At 58.1% G+C, this 19553-nt stretch carries 19 protein-coding genes; 18 read left to right on the top strand and 1 reads right to left on the bottom strand.

The genetic code is table 11. The features are described from left to right. Positions 1-41: 41 nt before the first annotated feature. The 14 genes from B0G52_RS16585 (at position 42) to B0G52_RS16645 (ending at position 11772) form a co-directional block, all read left to right on the top strand. Entirely contained in the window at positions 42-479 is a 438-nt protein-coding gene (locus B0G52_RS16585) for an RrF2 family transcriptional regulator (RefSeq protein WP_094046262.1), read from the top strand. Between the two features lie 135 nt (positions 480-614). After that, entirely contained in the window at positions 615-986 is a 372-nt protein-coding gene (locus B0G52_RS16590) for a DoxX family protein (protein WP_094046264.1), read from the top strand. A gap of 348 nt (positions 987-1334) precedes the next feature. Further along, entirely contained in the window at positions 1335-1781 is a 447-nt protein-coding gene (locus B0G52_RS16595; protein ID WP_094046266.1) for a MarR family winged helix-turn-helix transcriptional regulator, read from the top strand. Between the two features lie 121 nt (positions 1782-1902). Next, positions 1903-2529 carry a nitroreductase family protein gene (locus B0G52_RS16600; protein WP_094046268.1) on the top strand — a complete coding sequence of 209 codons (627 nt, stop codon included), beginning with the start codon at positions 1903-1905 and terminating at the stop codon, positions 2527-2529. A gap of 28 nt (positions 2530-2557) precedes the next feature. Further along, entirely contained in the window at positions 2558-3508 is a 951-nt protein-coding gene (locus B0G52_RS16605) for a ring-cleaving dioxygenase (protein WP_094046270.1), read from the top strand. Next, the gene (locus tag B0G52_RS16610; protein WP_094046480.1) at positions 3508-4137 is read left to right on the top strand and encodes an alpha/beta hydrolase; all 630 of its coding nucleotides are present in this window, start codon (positions 3508-3510) and stop codon (positions 4135-4137) included. Before B0G52_RS16605 ends, B0G52_RS16610 begins: the two co-directional genes overlap by 1 nt. Then, positions 4134-4745, top strand: a complete 612-nt coding sequence (locus tag B0G52_RS16615) for a flavin reductase family protein (RefSeq protein WP_094046272.1) — start codon at positions 4134-4136, stop codon at positions 4743-4745. The genes B0G52_RS16610 and B0G52_RS16615 overlap by 4 nt, the downstream gene beginning before the upstream one ends. A gap of 132 nt (positions 4746-4877) precedes the next feature. Further along, positions 4878-6104 carry an MFS transporter gene (locus tag B0G52_RS16620; protein ID WP_094046274.1) on the top strand — a complete coding sequence of 409 codons (1227 nt, stop codon included), beginning with the start codon at positions 4878-4880 and terminating at the stop codon, positions 6102-6104. An 87-nt stretch (positions 6105-6191) separates the two neighbouring features. Further along, positions 6192-6617 carry an SRPBCC family protein gene (locus B0G52_RS16625; RefSeq protein ID WP_094046276.1) on the top strand — a complete coding sequence of 142 codons (426 nt, stop codon included), beginning with the start codon at positions 6192-6194 and terminating at the stop codon, positions 6615-6617. Further along, positions 6604-6942, top strand: a complete 339-nt coding sequence (locus B0G52_RS16630; RefSeq protein ID WP_094046278.1) for an ArsR/SmtB family transcription factor — start codon at positions 6604-6606, stop codon at positions 6940-6942. The genes B0G52_RS16625 and B0G52_RS16630 overlap by 14 nt, the downstream gene beginning before the upstream one ends. Positions 6943-7100: 158 nt before the next feature. Then, positions 7101-7244, top strand: coding sequence for a hypothetical protein (locus B0G52_RS35940; RefSeq protein WP_198960664.1), 144 nt, complete (start codon positions 7101-7103; stop codon positions 7242-7244). Positions 7245-7346: 102 nt separating this feature from the next. Further along, positions 7347-9266, top strand: coding sequence for an ABC-F family ATP-binding cassette domain-containing protein (locus tag B0G52_RS16635; RefSeq protein WP_094046280.1), 1920 nt, complete (start codon positions 7347-7349; stop codon positions 9264-9266). Between the two features lie 63 nt (positions 9267-9329). Further along, positions 9330-9608 carry an alpha/beta-type small acid-soluble spore protein gene (locus B0G52_RS16640; RefSeq protein WP_094046282.1) on the top strand — a complete coding sequence of 93 codons (279 nt, stop codon included), beginning with the start codon at positions 9330-9332 and terminating at the stop codon, positions 9606-9608. A gap of 301 nt (positions 9609-9909) precedes the next feature. Beyond that, the gene (locus tag B0G52_RS16645; protein ID WP_094046284.1) at positions 9910-11772 is read left to right on the top strand and encodes an LTA synthase family protein; all 1863 of its coding nucleotides are present in this window, start codon (positions 9910-9912) and stop codon (positions 11770-11772) included. A 91-nt stretch (positions 11773-11863) separates the two neighbouring features. Here the strand turns inward: B0G52_RS16645 and B0G52_RS16650 are convergent, their stop codons facing one another. Further along, entirely contained in the window at positions 11864-14164 is a 2301-nt protein-coding gene (locus B0G52_RS16650) for a helix-turn-helix domain-containing protein (RefSeq protein ID WP_233162738.1), read from the bottom strand. Between the two features lie 117 nt (positions 14165-14281). Between B0G52_RS16650 and B0G52_RS16655 the strand changes: the two genes are divergently transcribed. From B0G52_RS16655 to B0G52_RS16670, 4 genes are all read left to right on the top strand, one after another. Continuing rightward, positions 14282-15805 carry an extracellular solute-binding protein gene (locus B0G52_RS16655; RefSeq protein WP_233162740.1) on the top strand — a complete coding sequence of 508 codons (1524 nt, stop codon included), beginning with the start codon at positions 14282-14284 and terminating at the stop codon, positions 15803-15805. Between the two features lie 173 nt (positions 15806-15978). Beyond that, a complete protein-coding gene (locus tag B0G52_RS16660) occupies positions 15979-17535 on the top strand; it encodes an extracellular solute-binding protein (protein WP_094046286.1) in 1557 nt (518 codons plus the stop codon). Between the two features lie 152 nt (positions 17536-17687). After that, on the top strand, positions 17688-18608 hold the full coding sequence (locus B0G52_RS16665; RefSeq protein WP_369827075.1) for an ABC transporter permease: 921 nt from the start codon (positions 17688-17690) through the stop codon (positions 18606-18608). Between the two features lie 19 nt (positions 18609-18627). Further along, a complete protein-coding gene (locus tag B0G52_RS16670) occupies positions 18628-19503 on the top strand; it encodes a carbohydrate ABC transporter permease (protein WP_094046290.1) in 876 nt (291 codons plus the stop codon). Positions 19504-19553: the final 50 nt, after the last annotated feature.

Genomic DNA, 19553 nt, shown 5'->3' on the forward strand with positions numbered 1-19553 from the left:
GGAGGGCCGAATGTACAATAGACGGATAGGAGGTGAGTTCCATGGGCGCTTCTATTCGTCCGATCGGTCCTCCGCGATTCGCGGTTGCCGTTCATATTTTGGTCGGACTGGCGCGCAGCGGCTGCAATCTGTCGAGCGCGACGATTGCGGATCAAGTCCATTCCCACGCCACGTTTATGCGCAGAATTTTGGCGCGACTGTCCCATGCCGGACTCGTCGAAGCGCGGGAAGGCCGGGACGGCGGATACAGCTTGAAGCTGCCGCCGGAGCAGATTACGCTTGCGGACGTCTTCGCGGCGATCCGATGGGAAGGGACCGAGGAGGCTGGAGGCGACGGCTGCGGCAAGGAGGATGGCTCGCCGTGCGGCGAGGTCGACTGGAACGAACGGCTCGACTTGGCGTTGATCGAGATCATGGGCGCGATGGATCGTCAAATGCTGGACTATTTGCGCCGGCACACGATCGCGAGTCTGATCTGACAAAGGATTGACATCGGCGGAATGCCGTTATAATATGTGCTTAGAATGGGTGCAGTTAACGATGCGGTTGGCTGCGCCTTATTTTGATCCTAACTGTGCCTGTATCAGGCTCAGTATTATCGGGAGGATGTCAAGATGGATATTGCGGCAATCGTACTGCAGTCTTTGTTGGCGCTCGCTTTTGTCGGAGCGGGCATTTCCAAGCTGGCGGGAGTCAAGGCGCATGTCGACAACTTTAACCACTGGGGGCTGCCGCAGTGGTTCAGAATCGTGACCGGACTGGTCGAGGTCGCGGGAGCTGCGGCGTTGGTCGTCGGCTTCTGGGAGCCGAGCTGGGCGGCTGCGGGAGCGCTGTGGTTGGCCGTCACGATGCTCGTGGCCATTCTCGTCCACGTTCGGGTCAAGGATTCGCTGAAGCTTACGTTTCCTTCGATATTCCTGTTCGTGCTGCCGGCCGCGCTGTTGATCATCGAGTGGGATGCTTTGGCTGATTTCCCGGGATTCTAAGCGAGGGCAGGCTGTGGCTGTCTTGTAAGTAAGGGCGTACAAGATTATCGATGAAAAAAAGAAGGCCATCTATCTCCTGGAGACTGCCTCATACGGTCCTAAAATTACCTTGCAACGGGTTTACCATTTCAAATTTTAGGATCGTATAGCATCGGAAGGAGATAGATGCGCCTGGCACCATTCATCGATAATCGTTTGGTACGCCCCTTGCTGATAAGACAGCCCGCCTTCCTGTTGGAGCAAGTCGAAAAATAGCCATTGACATTCCTGCGCAATTGTAATATCTTAAATTTAAGATAAACGAAATCGAGATAATACGATCAGTCAAAAGGAAGGCAGGTGCGAACGATGACGGACAATGGGCGCGATTTTTCGCTTGATCTCTATATCGCTCTAAGCCGGGCCAGCCAATGGGTGAATGCGCACGTCGATCAGGACATCAAGCGCTCGGGGCTGAACAGAACGGAATTCGGGGTGCTCGAGCTGCTGTATCATAAAGGCTCGCAGCCTCTGCAGCAAATCGGCGGCAAAGTGCTCATGAGCAGCGGCAACATTACGTATGTCGTGGATAAGCTGGAACAGAAAGGGCTCGTCCAGCGAAGAGCCTGCACGGAAGATCGGCGTCTCGTGTACGCGGATATTACGGATTCCGGCCGGCAACTGATCGAGGACGTGTTCCCGCGGCACAGGGAAGTGATTCATCAAGCGTTGGGCGGCCTGGACGAAGACGAGAAGAAGACGGTTAGCGCGCTGCTCAAGAAGCTGGGGAAGGCGGCCGAAGATGGATTCAAGTAGGGCGCGTGCAACGTGAACTCTGCGAAACATCTGGAAGCGAACAGGCTGAGGCCTCCGTTTTCAGATCATATATCTTAAAATAAAGAATCTTTAATTTGACATAGAGAGGCTGAATGGACAGATGAGCGACTTCGAAACTTTGGTGAAAAATCGCAGATCGGCAATGAAATTCATGAAGGACGTGGAGATAACGGAACGCGAGTTGAACGAAATGTTCAGTCTGACCAAATTCGCGCCGTCGGCTTTTAATCTTCAGCACGCGCATTATATCGTCGTGAAAGATCCGGAGATCAAGAACAAGCTGTATGAAGCGGCGAACAAGCAGTACAAAGTTCTGACCTCCTCCGCCGTCATTCTCGTGTTGGGCAATACTAATGCCTACCGCGATGTCGGCCCTATTCACGAAGGCTTGCTGAATCTGGGCGTTATGAGCAAGCAGGAGTACGACATGACCGTCGAGTCGGTGCTGTCCTTCTACGAGGAGCGTGGGGAGTCGTTCCAGCGCGAGGAAGCAATCCGCAACGCAAGTCTGTCGGCGATGCTGTTCATGCTGATCGCCAAGGACAAGGGCTGGGACACGTGTCCGATGATCGGCTTCGATCCTGTCGAAGTCGGAACAATCTTGAACATCCCCGAATCGTACGTGCCGGCGATGATGATTACAATCGGCCAAGAGGATACGTCAAGCCAACGGCCGCGCGGCTATCGCAAGCCGGTGGGCGAGTTCGTGAGCTACGATACTTTTTGAATTCATCCCTATTAAGGAGAGGATACAGATGACGCAACGCACTTCAGGTATCCACCATGTTACGGCTTTCGTGAGACATGCGCAGGCTACCGTCGATTTCTATTCGGGAGTACTCGGGCTGAGACTGGTTAAAAAGACGATCAACTTCGACGCGCCCGAAGTATACCACCTCTATTTCGGCAACGAGGCGGGCAGCCCGGGGACCGTCATTACGTTCTTCCCTTGGCCGACGTCCCGCAAGGGCCGGATCGGAGGCGGGCAAGTCGGCATCACCTCTTACGTCGTGCCGGTCGGAACGCTGGGCTTCTGGAAGGAGCGCTTCGAGAAATTCGGCATTGCGACGACGGAGACGAGCCGGTTCGGAGAGCGACTGCTGCAGCTCGAAGATCCGGACGGCTTAAAAATCGAGCTGGCAGAGCGGGAGGACGGTCCGGCCAACCGTTGGGCTTTCGGAGGCGTTCCCGCGGACAAAGCGATCAAAGGCTTCGGCGGAGCGCTGCTGCTCAGTACGGCTCCGGAGCGGACGGCTTCGGTGCTTGAGAACGTAATGGGCCTGCGCAGAATCGCCCAGGAGGGAGATTACGTCCGCTTCCAAGCGACGGGAGACCTGGGCAACATTATCGACGTGAACGTCGCCCCGGTCGCGCCCGGAGCCGGGGGAGCGGGAACGGTTCACCACATTGCCTGGAGAGCGGCGGACGACGAAGACCATGCGCGCTGGAGAAGTCTTGTGGAGGAGAGCGGCTATCAGCCGACCCCGTTTATCGACAGGCAGTATTTCAACGCGATCTACTTCCGCGAGGAAGGCGGAATATTGTTCGAGATCGCGACCGATCCTCCGGGCTTCGCGCGCGACGAACCGGCGGAGACGATGGGCGAGCAGCTGATGCTGCCGGAGTGGTATGAGCCGCACCGCGCCCAGATCGAACAAGGACTGACGCCGATCGAAGTTCGCGTATTGGAGGAGGATCGCCGATGATGAAGCATATTTATCGGCAAGGCTCCGATCCGGGCGCCCCTGCGCTTCTGCTGCTGCACGGAACGGGAGGAACGGAGCGCGACTTGCTGCCGCTGGCCGAGACGATCTCGCCGAGCTCCTCGGTTCTGAGCGTGAGAGGCAACGTGTTGGAGAACGGCATGCCGAGATTTTTCCGCAGGCTGGCCGAAGGGGTATTCGATCTGGAGGACCTCGAGTTCCGCACGAAGGAGCTTCACGAGTTTCTGGACTCGGCGGCTGCCGAGTACGGCTTCGACCGGGGCAATCTGGTAGCCGTCGGTTACTCCAACGGCGCGAACATCGCAGGCAGCTTGCTTTTCTACTACGGGCAAGCGCTCCGGGGGGCTATTTTGCACCATCCGATGGTCCCTCGGCGCGATTTGCGGCTTCCGGATCTCTCGGGCGTTCCGATCTTCATCGGCGCGGGAGAGAACGATCCGATCTGCACGCCGCAGGAAACGGAAGAGCTGCAGTCGCTGCTGACGGGAGCCGGAGCGAACGTCGCGCTGCACTGGGAGCGGTTCGGCCATCGGCTGACATCGACCGAGGCCGCGGCGGCGACCGAATGGTTCTCCCGGACATTCGGAGCGGAGGGAGGCGAGCGGGCATGATCGGGCTGGATCCGGCGGACCTGAGCGAGAGGGACAGCTACAAGCTGCTGATCGGCAGCGTCATCCCGAGACCGATCGCGTTCGTCACGACGCTCTCGAAATCGGGCGTCCTGAACGCCGCTCCCTACAGCTACTTCAACATCGTGACCGCCAATCCGCCGATGGTGTCGATCTCCGCGCAGCGAAGGAACGGAGAGCGCAAGGATACGGCCAGGAACGCGATCGAGACGGGGCAATTCGTCGTTCACGTCGCGGACGAATCCTACATCGGGAAGATCAACGAGACGGCCGCGGGCGTTCCTCCCGAGCAGAGCGAGGTCGAGCTCGCCGGGCTTACGCCGGTTCCCAGCGCGAAGGTTGCCGTGCCGGGCGTCGCCGAGGCGAAAATCCGGCTCGAATGCGTGCTGGAGCAAGCGATTCCGCTCGGCGGGGACAAGGCGACGCGGGCTTGCGATCTGCTGATCGGGAGAGTTGTGTACTTCCATCTGGACGAAGCGGTGTACAAGGACGGGCATATCGATCCCGAGGCGCTGAAGGCGGTAAGCCGCCTGGCGGGCAGCTCGTATTCCAAGCTGGGCGATTTATTTTCCATCGACAGACCTTCCTGAAGGGACGGGATAGAGCAGGCAGCGGGCGACCGCTGTCTGTTTTTTTGCGGGACGAAAGGCGGTTTCCGGTCGATCTTTTGGGGCAGGTTATTATGGTGCATCACACTCCACCGCAATCCGAAGGAGAGATTCATGAACACGCGCCCACAGCATCGAGACGGACGATTGGACGGTCAGACGATCCTCTTGCTCGCGGTGAACGGACTGTTCGTCATGGCGACCGCTCTATCCGGCACTTATTTCGGAGTCTATATCTGGAAAGCCAGCAACGACTATTTCAAGCTGGGATGGTTTACGCTCATCACCCATCTGTGCATGGGGATTACGTTCTGGACTGCCGGCAACGCGGCCAAAGAAGGCAACAAGATGATCCTGCTGAGGCTGGGCATCGCGATCTCTGCCGGTTTCTACGCGCTGGTGCTTCTCTTGAAAGGGAACGCCATCCACTACATATGGCTGCTGGGTCTTGTTCAAGGAGTCGCGACGGGCTTGTTCTGGCTCGCGTACAACGTCGTCTACTTCGAAGCGACGGAGCCCGACAATCGGGACAAGTTCAACGGCTGGGCGGGAACGATCGCCTCGTTAATCGGAATCGTCGTGCCTTGGACCTCGGGCTGGCTGATCTCCCTGCTGGGCGGCGACAACGGCTACCGCGCGATCTTCATCTCCTCGGCTTGCGTATTCGTGGCGGCGATCGCAACGAGCTTCTTCATTCGCAACCGCAAAACCTCGGGCAGCTACCACTGGCGGTGGCCGTACAAACTATTGAAGGAACGCAGTTCCGCATGGCCTGCCGCGCTGGGCGCGCTGGCTTCGCAGGGAGTGCGGGAGAGCGTGTTCGGGGTCATCATCGGCGTGCTGATCTACGTTCAGACCGGCAGCGAGATGAAGCTGGGCAACTTTATGCTGCTGACTTCGGCGTTCGCGTTCGCGAGTTTCCTGGCTACGGGAAAGTGGCTTAAGCCCAAATGGAGGTACTGGGGGATGCTGGCGGGCGCCGTTGCGCTGATCGCCGTCATTCTGCCGATGTTCGCCGGATTCAGCTATGGGACGCTGCTTGCTTTCGGCCTGGGGGCGGCTTTGTTCTTTCCGCTCTACATTCTGCCCATTACTGCGGCCGTCTTCGATCTGATCGGGAGAGACGAGGAGAGCGTGGAGAGAAGGGTGGAATACGTCGTGGCCCGGGAGTTGGCGCTGAACGTCGGCCGTATCGTCGGGATGGCGGTCTTCATGAGCGTCATCTCCTTCAGCAAGACGCCGCTGGCGATGAAATGGCTGCTGCTGGCGGTGGGCAGTTCGCCGCTTCTAAGCTGGTTGTTCATGCGCAAGCTTCTGGCGAGGGGGAAAGGGCTGAGTTGAGCGAGGGTTGACATGAAACCAAAAGGTTTCATATAATAGGGTGAGAAATGAAACCAAAAGGTTTCCTATGCAGAGGAGAAATGAATCGTGACCGATACAACTCAGGACAAACTGCCCGATATTCGCCAGACCCAACTGTTCGACGCGCCGATCGATAAAGTATGGAAGGCCGTTGCCACGGCGGAGGGGATCTCGGTTTGGTTTATGCCGAACGACTTCCAGCCGATCGTCGGACATGAATTTCATCTCGATGCCGGTCCTTACGGCAAATCCCCGTGCAAGGTGACGGAGATCGATCCGCCGTACCGTCTCTCCTTCAACTGGGGCAACGACTGGTTCGTAACATTCGAACTCGTCGACAAGGGCGGCCAGACCGAATTTACGCTCATTCACGGGGGCTGGTCCGCGGAAGGCGCGACGGAGTACGGCGAGCCTCACGAAGTCGTGCGCGACCGGATGAATGGCGGCTGGGTCGGCATCGTGGCCAAGCTGGGCGAATATGTCAGAGCCTAACGCGGCTTCGGCGGAACAGAAGCACGACGTCTTCCAGGCGATCTCCGACCCGACCAGGAGGAGCGTACTCCGTCTGCTCGGGGATCGGGAGCTGCCGTTGAACGCGATCAGCAGCCATTTTCCGATGACGCGTCCCGCCGTCTCCAAGCATCTGCGCATTCTCGCCGAGGCCGGCCTGGTGAAGGAGCGCAAGGTCGGTCGGGAGACGCGTTATCGGCTGGACGCCGATCCGCTTCGCGAGCTCAAGAACTGGCTGGCTTTCTACGAACGCTTCTGGGAGAACAAGCTGGACGCGCTCAAGCGCTATGTGGAGACGGACGACTGAGACCCCGCATCTTTACGCGCATTTTCGCAGATCGCATCACGGAATAATTATATAATGATTTGCGAATTTGGCGGCGATAAGGACGCTGTTAGCTTGCGCTGCCACCGGAGTCCGTGGTATTCTCGGAATAACGATTTTTAACGGGAGGTGAAGGTAGGATGAATCGAGAGTTTGTGAACAATCAAGTAAGCCGGCTGCCGATCGCGATGGCTGGCATCGTTCATGGCGTGCGCGAAGACGGGAGAAGTCTATCCAATTGCGACCATACGATTGCACAACTCGCGAGAAGGTTCCTACCTTGACCAGAGCGGATCAATTTGAATCCGAACAGGGCGCAGGGAATTTTCCCTACGCCCTGTTTCTATATACAGGACGGGAACCTCCGATATTCAGGAGGAACCGATATGTTAACGATTAATTGCCAAAATGTACGCAAATACAACGCTGCCCAGCTCGTGCTGGACAACGTGACGTTCGAGCTTCATCACGGGGAGAAAGCCGGTCTCGTCGGCCGCAACGGAAGCGGCAAAACGACGCTGATGCGTCTGATCGCCAAGCTGGATACACCGGACGAAGGGCTGCTCACCGTGCGCAAGGACGCCAGAATCGGCTATCTGGAGCAGATCCCGGCGGATTCGGAGCGCCGCACCGTCTATGACGCGCTCGCTCTCGGGTACCGCGGTCTGCTGGAATGCCGCGCCGAGATGACCGTCTTGGAGCAGCGAATGGCGGAGCCGCAGACGGGGGAGGGCCCGGAGCTGCTGGAGACGCTGCTGCAGCAGTATGCTGCGCTTCAGGAGCGCTTCGAGCGGGAGGGCGGCTACGAGCTCGACGCGCACATCGATCAGGTCGCAGGAGGCTTGCGAATCGGGAAGGAATGGTACGAGAGAGACTACGCTTCGTTGTCCGGGGGAGAGAAGACGAAGGTAGGGCTCGCTTCCCAGCTCATCCGCAAGCCCGACTTGCTGCTGCTTGACGAGCCGACGAACCATCTGGACATGGGCGGCGTCGAGTGGCTGGAGGAGTTTCTGCTGAAATACGACGGCGCGTGCTTGATCGTCTCCCACGATCGTTACTTCCTGGACCGGGTCGTTACGAAGATCGTCGAGCTGGAAGACGGGGAGTCGCTCGTGTTCCATGCGAACTACACGAAGTATATGAAGGAGAAGGAAGAGCTGGTCCTTCAGCAGTTCGCCGATTACCAGGAACAGCAGAAGAAAATCAAGAAGATGCGCGAGACGATCAAGCAGCTCATGGAATGGGGCAGAATCGGCGACAACGGCAAGTTTTTCCGCAGGGCCGCGTCCATGCAGAAAGCGCTCGACCGGATGGAGAAGGTAAAGCGTCCGGCAATTGACCGCAAGGAGGCGGAGTTCGAGCTTCGGCCGACGGATCGTTCGGGCAAGCAGGTCGTCGCGCTGGACGGGGTGGTCAAGCGCTACGGGCAGGCCGACATTCTCAGGGGCGCTTCGGCGCAGCTCGAATACGGGGAAAAAGCGATGCTGATCGGTCCCAACGGCGCGGGCAAGTCGACGCTGCTCCGGTTGATCCTCGGCCAGGAGGAGGCGGACGGAGGCGAGCTTAGGCTCGGTTCGCGGGTCGAGGTCGGTTATCTGGCCCAGCAGCAGCTTCCGGAACAGCCGAAGCAGTCGGTGCTGGATTATTTTCGCCGGGAGGCCGGCATGGAGGAAGGGGAGGCCAGGTCGCGGCTGGCGGCCTGCCTGTTCTACGGAGCGGACGTGTTCAAGCCGGTCGGACTGCTGTCCGGAGGGGAGTGGACGCGTCTGAGGCTGGCGCTTCTCGTGCTTCGCAAGCCGAATCTGCTCGTGCTGGACGAACCGACGAACCATATGGATATCGCGTCGAGAGAGGCGCTGGAGGAAGCGCTCGAGGAATACCCCGGTACGATACTGGCGGTCACCCACGACCGCTATCTGATCAACCGGCTGTCGCAAAAAATCTGGGAGCTGAACGAGGGACGGCTGACGGTGTACTTGGGCGACTTCGACGATTACAAGGCGGAGAGCAGGCGCAGGCGGGCGGCCGGCAAGCCTGCGGAACCGGCGAGCGACCGCCAGTCTCGGACTGCGGCAGAGCGGCCGAAATCGGTCATTCCCGTCGCTGCTCGGCAGACCGTGCCTGTCCGGGAACGCCTGGAAGCGGAGATAGCCGAGCTAGAGCGGCGTCTGGCCGAGCTTGACGACCGGATGAACGGCAGCGCGTCCGCTGGGCTTGAACTCGAACGGGAGTGGGCGGAAAGGGAAGGCGTGCGGGAAAGCTTGGATCGCCTGTACGAGCAGTGGATGGAGAGCTCCGGAGAATAATTCGCGGGCATCCGGGAACGATAGCATCGACAAGAGCGTTCCAAAACGGAGGCGATCGAGCGGATGGCGAGAAGAAGAAGGAGATTGGCTGTGCCGGGAGCGGAAGAAGGCGTCAGCGCGCTGAAGGCGGAAGTCATGCGCAAGGAAGGTTACCCTGTCGATCCCCAGCGGCCCGACGAAGTCAAATACGAGGTCGCCAAGGAGATCGGAGTGCCGCTGAAGCGCGGAGACAACGGCAAGCTGACGACCGAGGAAGCGGGACAGGTCGGCGGGAAAATCGGCGGGGCGATGGTGCGGGAGATGATTCGGCTGGCGCAGGAGCAATTGACGCGCAGAACGTGAAAAACCAAGAAGCGAAGACCTCTTCGGGGGATCTTCGCTTTTTTCATGCTATTTTCACGCTATACGGCCTTATAGCTGACGAAGCCCAACTTAACAGGAGGCTGGCGGTGGCTTATAATGAACAGATACGTTGCCGACCGACACGACTCCAGGACGAACCTGCATGCTAATAGGCGGGTTTTTCATTTTGCGCGGCAGCGGGTATAAAATCTTAAGAAACTTTAAGAAACCGTTGGCAGAGGAATACGATAGAATAATAGAAAAAGGTTCTCCGCAATTCGGTAAGGGGGATGAAGCGGACATGAATCTGTTAATTAAGCTGGGTAACAGAAGGTTTATTCTTTTTACGCTGATTTTGCTGCTGAAATGCTGTCTGGCCTGGTTCGTCGTCTTCGAGGACGGCCCTTCGGTCGCGACGATGCTGACGGAAATTCCGTTCTTCTGGGTCGTCTTCTGTCTGATCGAATGGTTCGCGACCAAGCGCAAGCTGCTCTACTACACGATCGCCAACCTGCTGTTTACGCTGCTTTATTTTACGGTGCTGATGTACTATAAATATTATGGCGTTATCGTAACCTATCACGCGCTTAACCAGGCCGATAAGGTCACGCAGGTCGGAGACAGCACCTATTCGCTGATGGACCCGTATTACCTGCTTGTTTTCGTCGATATTATCGTTCTGGTATCCATTCCGTTGTGGATGAGAAGCCGGGCCAAGGGCGTTCAGCTGAATTTGAGACCGATCAGCCGCAAGGCGATTTCCGTGCTGTTCATCGTGTCCGTCGTGCTGTGCTATCTCAGCATCTGGCCTAACCGCGCCAGCATGAACGAGAATAAGCAGGCCGAGGAAATGGGCATTCTGAATTACGAGTTTTACACGATTTTCGCGGACGACAAGGTCGATGCGGCAATGGTGGACATGAATGAAATCACCCAGGAGAGAATCGATTGGCTGAAGGGCAGCGCCCTCTCCGGGGAACCGCGGTATTACGGCGCAGCCAAAGGGAAAAATCTGATTATCATTCAGATGGAGTCGCTGCAGAACTTCGTGATCGGCCTTCAGGTCGACGGTCAGGAAGTCATGCCGAATCTGACCAGGCTGGCCCGGGAAGATTTCCGTTACGACAATTTCTATACGATGGTCGGACAAGGGACGACTTCGGACGCGGAATACACGGTGAACACCTCTCTGTATGTGCCTAAGCACGAGCCGGCCACGAAGAACAACGTGAAGAAGGAGCTTCCGAGCCTGCCCAAGCTGCTGAAGGCCCAAGGCTACGATACGGCTACGTTCCATACGAACGACGTCCAGTTCTGGAACCGCACCGAGCTGTATCCGGCTCTCGGCTTTGACCGCTACTACGACAAGAGCTTCTTCGGGGACACGGACCATATCGCGTTCGGTTCGTCCGACGAGGTGCTGTACGCCAAGACGATCGAAGAGCTGAAGAGGATGGATGAGAGCGGCAAGCCTTTCTATGCGCACGTGTTGAGCATGAGCGCTCATCATCCTTACAATCTTCCTGAGGGCAAGCAGCGGATGAGCATTCCCGAGGAGATGCAAGGTTCGATGATCGGAAGGTACATCGCGGCGCAAAATTACGCCGATTACGCGCTGGGCGTCTTCATCGACGATCTGAAGAGCAGCGGGCTGTGGGACGACAGCATCGTCATTCTGTACGGCGATCATCAAGGCTTGCCGGTGTATTCGATGAGCAACGACGAGCGCGAGCTGATGCGTGAGCTGATCGGACACGAGTACGGATATGCCGATATGTTCAACATCCCGTTCATTATGCACGTTCCCGGCGTGACCTATCCTTCCGTGATCGAACAAACCGGCGGCCAGGTCGACATTCTGCCGACCGTCGCGAATCTGGTCGGAGCTTCTCTCGACAACCAGCTTCACTTCGGACAGGATTTGCTGAATTCGGACTCCAACGTGCTGCCGATGAGACACTTCCTGCCGACCGGCTCGATCGTGATGGATACCGGGGTGTTCATCCCAGGCAACGATTACGAGGACGGCACAAACTATCCGTTCGACGGCGCCGAGCTTCCCGAAGGATACGGCGCTTCGCGCGACGAATACGAGCGAGCGCTCGAACTGCTTAACTTGTCCGACAGTTACGTGAAGCAGTTGCCGGATAGAGCGCCGCAATAAAGAACCGTAAGGCCGTTCCTGATCCGCTGCGCAAGGCGGACAGGGACGGCCTTTGTTGTTGTCGTTCGCGATCCGGAGCGGGATCATACCGTCAGGCACGCAACCGGCGTTCCCGGTACTGCCCGGGCGTCATGCCCTCCTGCTTGCGGAAGGAGCGGATGAAGTTTTGCGGATTGTTGTAGCGAAGCCGTGCCGCTATGTCCTTGATCGGCAGGTCGGTTTCCGTCAGCCACTTCTTGGCCATGCCGAAGCGATAGGCCGAGAGGTATTCGCTGAAGGACACCTGCGTCTCCTTGCGGAACACGCTGCTTAAGTAGTTCGCATTGTAGTGCAGCCGCGCAGCGCACTCCTCCAGCGTCAGGTCGGTGTCGTAATAATGCTGGACGAGATCGATAATCTGCTCGGAGATGTTGTGATATTGGGCCTCCTGGCGGTCCCCGAACGCGGCGATCATCGGAGAGACGACGGAAGCCCAGAACCATTCCTCGATCGCGGGAACGGTGTTGAGCGCCAGGAGCTGCTCGAACAGGGAACCGCCGGCCCGCGGGAGCTGGATTCCCGACTCCTGGGCGACGATGAGCAGGTTGTTGAGCAGCCGGATCAGCGGAAGCTGGCACTCCTGCGGGGACAGCTCCGCCCGGAATACGGGCTGAAGGAACTGCCCGAGCAGGTCGTGGGCTTTCTCCTGCTCCGCCAGCTTGATCGCGTCGATCAACTCGTTCTCGATCAGCGCAGGGTAGTTGAGATTGAGGAACGGATGGCCGGAATTCAGGTTGCCGTATTGGATGATGATGCCCTTCCCGAGCTTCAGCCGGTGCTTCAAGGCGTCCAGCCCTTCGCGATAGCCGGCCTCCAGCCGGGAGAAGGAATCCAGCGGCAGACTCATGCCGATGCTGATCTGCAGCCCGAGATAGCGGCCGACGTTGTGCTGCAGCTGCTCCGCGGTCTCCAGCAAGGCGGCGTTGAAGCCGTCCGCTTCCGGGTCGGGGCTGCCCAGCACGGCGACGACCGTGCCGTCGATCGTGACCGGCGTTAATCTCCGGGAGAACGGAATCATCTCCTCGACGATATTCTGGATCGCGAACAGCAGCAGCTCCAGATCCTCCTTGCCGTAGCGGGTTTCCTCCAGCGCGTCGATCTGCAGCGTCAGCACGACGAGCCTTCTCCAGCCGGACAACTGCTCCCCGAAGCCGAAGCGATGGAGCTGCTCCGCCAGCTCGCCGGGCTTGAGATTTCCCTGGATCGCCTTAATCAGATAGTAGGCTCTCACCTGGCCGAGATGCTGGCGAACCTCTTTCTCCAGGCGGGACTTGGATTGAAAGAGATGGCTTACGTGCTCGCCGATCAGCCCGAATTCGTCCTTCCTGCTCTTGTCCGCGCCCGTCAAGCCTTCTCCAAGCTGCCTGAGCAGCTTTTCGATCGGGGAATAGATCCGTCTCGAACCGAGCCAGACGAACAGAATCGCCGCGACGAGCAGGAAGAGGCAGATGCTCAGCGTGTAGAGGCCGATCTTGCTCGATTCCTTCGTGAGACTGGACAGCGAGATCAAAGAAACGTAGGTCCAGCCGTTGTAGGGGGAACGGTAGTAGGCGACAGAGTATTTCGCACCGTTGATCTCAGCCTGGATTTGGCCCGAGGCGGCGGTCAGCTCGCCGGAGAGCTCGAATCCGGCGGCCGAGACGGGACGCCCGATCATCGCGGGGTCGGGATGCGCGAGAATCCGGTGGCTTTCGTCCAGGACGAGCGTTGTATCGGCTTGCTCCGCGCCGTCGCTGAGCAGCGCTTGCAGACTGCAGGCGGGGAGGTTGGCCATGGCGAAGCCGTCCGTCTCCAGCCCGTTCACGGGAAGCTTCTTGGTCAAGCCGAGTACATACGGACAGCCGATGCTCGAGGCGCTTTCTTCGCTGTAAAACCAGCGGCTCGGGTAAAGCGCCCAATCCGTCCCGATGCCTCCGTTCAGCAGGCTCAGCAGCGCTTCGTGCTGCTCGTAGCGGTCGAACGGGTAGAGGCCGGAGTTTTTGACCATCCAGTTCCGGCGAACGTTGACCAGGACAACGTCTTCGACGAGCGTATCGAACGATTGCATGTGACGCAATTCGTTCCGGATGTTGTCATACGTCATGAAATCGTTTACAGTTAGCGGGTTGGCCATCGCCTTTTTCAGCGCAGTCGAGTTGATCGTCTGGTTCAGCGTATGGTTGACAGTCGTCAGAATTTGTTCTACATTGGCATTGATCTGCTTTAGGAGTTGTATTTTTCCTTCATTAACATATTTTTGGATTTCGTTGGATGAGGTCGCGTAGGAGAACAATCCGATCATGAGAACCGGAACGGTGCTGAGCAGAAGACCGAATACGGTCAATTTGGTCAGGAAGCTGAAGGAACGCATCATGGTCAACACCTCGTCTGAAGATAGCTTCATTGTACCTACTGGGCATTTTCAGGACAATAATCATCTGAAGCTTCCATAATCATCAGGCCAGATTCGACTGGCGCGGAGGGGATTACGGTGAAAACGATCGAGGATAACCGCTTCCGGAGGGGGATGAGCCGGGCCGCGCCTTTCCTTATGGCGGGGATGCTGCTTGTCTCTTGCGGACAAGAGGCCGACACGGGCAAGGCGACCGGAGAAGATTCCGCGATTAGCATCATGGCGCCTCTTCATTTTCCGCATGCGCCCGATTTGTCGATTATCGGAGAGATCGAGCGGCTGACGGAGACGAAGCTCGACATCGAGTGGGTTCCCGACGGCATCTATACGGACAAGATGAATACGTCGCTGATGACCAATTCGCTGAAGAAAGCGACGTTCGTCAAGTATACGGATTACACCTTCGTCAAAAACGCCGTGCGGTCGGGCGCGTTCTGGGAGATCGGCCCGTATTTGGACCGCTTCCCGAACCTTCGGCGGCTGAATCCGGACATTCTGGAGCAGTCGTCGCTCGACGGCAAAATTTACGGCCTGTATACGGAGCGGCTGTCCTCGCGCCAGGGAGTCATTTTGCGGCAGGATTGGCTGGAGAGATTGGGACGGAAGGCCCCGTCGACGATCGACGAGCTGTACGAGACGATGCAGGCGTTCACGTACGACGACCCCGACGGCAACGGTCTCGACGACACGATCGGCGTCGCCGACCGCAACGATCTGATCTTCGGCGTATTCAAGACGATCGGCTCCTACTTCGGAACGCCCAACGGCTGGGCGGTGCAGGGAAAGGCGCTCGTTCCGGAATTCGAAACCCCGGAGTATATGGCGACGATGAATTTCATGCGCAAGCTGTATGAGGAGAAGCTGATCAATCAGGATTTCGCCGTGACCAGCAAGGAGGTGCAGCGGAATCTGTTTATCCGCGGCCAGGCCGGTATGTATATCGGCAGCATGCTGGACGCGCAGCGCCTGGCGGACGCGGCCGTCCGGGCCAACCCCGAGGCGCGCTTCGCGATCGTCAACCGGATCGAAGGGCCGTACGGCTTCCGGATCTGGTCGATTCCGAATTTTAACGGGCTGTACCTGTTCTCGAAGAAGGCGATCAAGTCCGAGGAGGAGCTGCTTGAAGCGCTGCGTTTTTTCGACCGGTCGATGGAGGGGGACGTGGCGAATCTGATGAAGTACGGCTTCGAAGGCCGGCATTATGAGGTGGAAGGGAACAAGGTCCGCCTGCCGAAGGAAAGCCAGGAGATGAGAAACAACGAGGTGAGCGTCATCTACACGCTGATGGTCGCCGATCTGAGCAACCCCAACATTATGAAGGTGGGCGAGCAGGACGAGCTGACCGCGCTGGCGGAGAGGCTCAGCGAGGACAACGAGAAGTTCGTCGTGAAGGACCCGACCGTCGGGCTGAAATCCGACACCTACGACGAGAAGGGCGGCGAGCTGTACAAGATCGTCTCGGACGCGACGTACAATTATATGTTGGGACATCTGGACGAGGAAGGCTTCAAGCGGGAAGTGGAGCGCTGGAAAAACGCCGGAGGGAGGGACATCATACGGGAGTATACGCTGGATTATTTCGGCGGCGGAGACGCGGGGTAGATCGCCTCGCGTTTTTTTGCGCCGACTTCGAAGTGTCCGCAGGCGTGGGAATAATCCTTGCAACGTTTGGCAGCGAGAGAGCGCCCGTTCCGAGAGGATGATTATATACGTAATCGGCTCCGGCTTTTACATTAAGGCTGCAACGACATTTTCCAATCGGAGGTCATGACGCGATGAGAAAAAGCAGAGCGGCGTTCGCGCTCGGTCTGGCGCTGGCGAGCGTGCCGGCGCTGGCGGCTTGTTCGGGAGACGGGGGGAAGGAGACGGCCGGGCCGGAGACCGGCGCTTCGGCGGGGACCGCCCCATCGGAGACGGCTTCGGCGGCGCCGGAGAAGGAGGAAGCGGCGAAGATTACGATCATGCTTCCCCTGAATATCGCGGAGACGCCGCCGGACACGGTCGAGAAAGAGATCGAGCGGCTGACGAACACGGAGCTGACCTATCAGTTTTTCCCCGCGGATACGTATGAAGAGAAGCTGAACGCTTCGTTCGCGACGGGCTCGCTGCCTCAGGTGACGTATCTGAAAAATCAGGCTACCTTTCTCATTATGAAAGATGCGATCCGGGAAGGCCAATTTTGGGAGATCGGTCCGTATCTGGGCGAGTTCGCGAATTTGAGCAAGCTGAAGCCGGCGATCCTCGACAATACGAAGGTGGACGGCAAGCTGTACTCTCTGTATGTAGGAAGACCGCTGGCTCGGCAGGGCATGATCTACCGCAAGGACTGGGCGGATAAGCTCGGCCTGAAGGCGCCCGAGACGGTAGACGAGCTGTTCGAGATGGCGAAGCGGTTCACGGAGGATGATCCGGACGGCAACGGCAAGCCGGACACGATCGGTCTGGCGGACCGCAACGACCTGATCTACGGCGCGTTCAAGACGATCGCCTCGTGGTTCGCGACACCCAACAACTGGGGAGAGAAGGACGGCAAGCTGCTGCCCGAATTCATGTTTCCGGAGTACGAGGCGACGATGGATTTCATGAAAAAGCTGCGCGACGGCGGATACATGAACCAGGATTTCGCGGCGACGAGCAAGACCGACCAGACGAACCTGTTCACGAGCGGCAAGGCCGGCATCTACATCGGAAGCATGCAGGACGTCAATTCGCTGCAGAAGGATCTGGTCAAAAACGTGCCAGATGCAGTCGTGGATACGCATGCCCTGATCAAAGGCCCGAGCGGACAGGCGACGACGTGGTCGATTCCCGGCTACAACAACGTTGTGCTGTTCCCCAAATCGGCCATTAAAGACGAGGCGGAGCTGAAGAAGGTGCTGGCGTTCTTCGACAAGCTGATGACGTCCGAGGTCGCGACAACGATGTTCTGGGGAGTCGAAGGCGTCCACTACGAGAAGGTCGACGGCAAAGCCAAGGAGCTGGACGACAAGGAGCGGATCGAGCGCGAGGTCAAAGGCTTCAAGGACAGCCTGATCGGAGAGCCGGAGACGAATGGCCAGCTTGAGGCTTACCATACGCTTGAGGCGCGGATTCATGCCGAGGAGCTGATCGTCGAGAACGAGAAGATCGCCATCCACGACCCGACCGCGGCGCTCGATTCTCCGACGTACACGTCGGAGGGCCTCCAGCTTCAGGAGCTGATCAAAGATGCGACGTACAAGTATATGTACGGAAACATCGACAATGCCGGCTTCCAGGCGATGGTCGACGACTGGGCCAAGCGAGGCGGCAGCAAAATCATCGAGGAGTTCAACGCGGCCAGAGCGAAATAAGCGCCGCAGGCGGCCGTCCCGGAGGACTTCCCTTGGACAGGGGTTCCGGGGCGTCTTGACTCGGGGCGGCCGCTTCCGAACATTCAGGAAAGGAAGACGCGTATATGCGGCATGCGGAGACGACGGCGGGAGCGATGGAGCATAGCCTCCCTATGAAGGCGGGGAGGCGCGGCGAGCTGTGGCGAAGGCTCAGGCGGAACAAATGGCTGTACGTCATGATTTTGCCGGGACTGCTTTATTTTTTGATTTTCAAGTACGCTCCGATGTACGGGCTGGTCATCTCTTTTCAGGATTTCAAGCCGTACAAAGGGATCGCGGACAGCCCGTGGGTGGGGTTCAAGCATTTCGAGCGCTTGTTCACGGAGCCGGATTTCCTGCAAATTTTGGGCAATACGCTGATTTTGTTCGGCATGAACCTGCTGTTCTTTTTCCCGGTTCCGATTATTCTCGCTCTGCTGCTCAACGAGGTCCGCGTGTCGGTGTTCAAGCGGACGGTGCAGACGCTGATTTATATTCCCCACTTCATGTCGTGGGTGATCATCGCTTCGATCAGCTACGTAATGCTGACAATGGACGGCGGCATCGTGAACGAGCTGATCGCTTATTTCGGCTTTCAGAAGGTGAACTTCCTGCTTAGTCCGGAGTGGTTCCGGCCGATGTACATTTTGCAGGTGATCTGGAGAGAGGCGGGCTGGGGCACGATCATCTACATGGCGGCGATCGCATCGGTCGACGTCGAGCAGTACGAGGCGGCCCGAATGGACGGAGCGGCCCGTTTCCGGCAAATCTGGCACATTACGCTGCCCGCGATTCGCGGCGTCATCGTCGTGCTGCTCATTCTGAAAATCGGGGACGTTCTGGAGCTCGGCTTCGAGCACGTCTATCTGCTGCTCAATTCGATGAACCGCAGAGTGGCGGAAATTATCGATACTTACGTCTATACGGCGGGCCTGCGCCAGCAGCAGTTCAGCTACAGCGCGGCCATCGGATTTTTCAAGTCGTTCATCGGGCTTCTTCTCGTCATGCTGGCCAACCGGCTGGCGCGCAAAATGGGGGAAGACGGCGTCTACTAATGCATCGGGGGAATGAACCATGATTGAGGATCGGACGATAAGCGGCCGGATTTTCTCGGCGTTTAACTATACGCTGCTGGCAGCGATCGCGCTGGCGTCGTTTCTGCCTTTCGTGCACGTCATCGCTGGCTCGTTCACGACGAACGCGGAGCTGGCCGCCAGCAAGTTCGTCCTGATTCCGAAGGTGTGGAGCGCGGAGGCTTACCAATTTATTTTTTCCACGAACACGATTTTCCGGGCTATGGCCGTGTCGGCGGGAGTGACGCTGCTCGGCACGCTGCTCAGCATACTGATCTCCTCGATGATGGCTTACGGACTGTCGCGCCGGGATCTCGACGGGAGAAAGCCGATCATGTTCGCCGTCGTGTTCACGATGCTGTTCAACGGGGGGCTGATTCCGACCTTCCTGGTCGTGAAGGAACTGGGCTTGATCGATTCGTACGCGGCGCTCGTGCTGCCGATCGCCGTCAACGCCTTTAACCTGATCATTCTGAAAAACTTCTTCCAGAACATTCCCGACGGGCTGGAAGAATCGGCGAAGATCGACGGCTGCAGCGACTTCGGCATTTTGTTCCGAATCGTGCTGCCTCTGTCGATGCCGGCGCTGGCGACGATCTCCCTGTTCTATGCCGTGACGTATTGGAACACTTATCTGAACGCCATTCTGTATCTGGACAGCAGCGCCAAGTGGCCGATTCAGGTGCTGCTGCGGCAGATCGTCGTGCTGGCCAGCGGAATCGAATACAGCTCCAGCCTGGATGGGGCCGTGCCTCCGCCGGATCAGACGGTGAAGATGGCCGTCATTGTCGTGGCGACGCTGCCGATTCTGCTCGTGTATCCGTTCCTGCAGAAGCATTTTGCCAAAGGCGCGCTTCTGGGCTCGATCAAAGGGTGAGCAACTGCCCGATCCATTCGCGCTTGAGACGCGCGAACGGATCGGGCAGT

The organism is Cohnella sp. SGD-V74 (assembly GCF_003001675.1).
Classification (GTDB): Bacteria; Bacillota; Bacilli; order Paenibacillales; family Paenibacillaceae; genus Cohnella.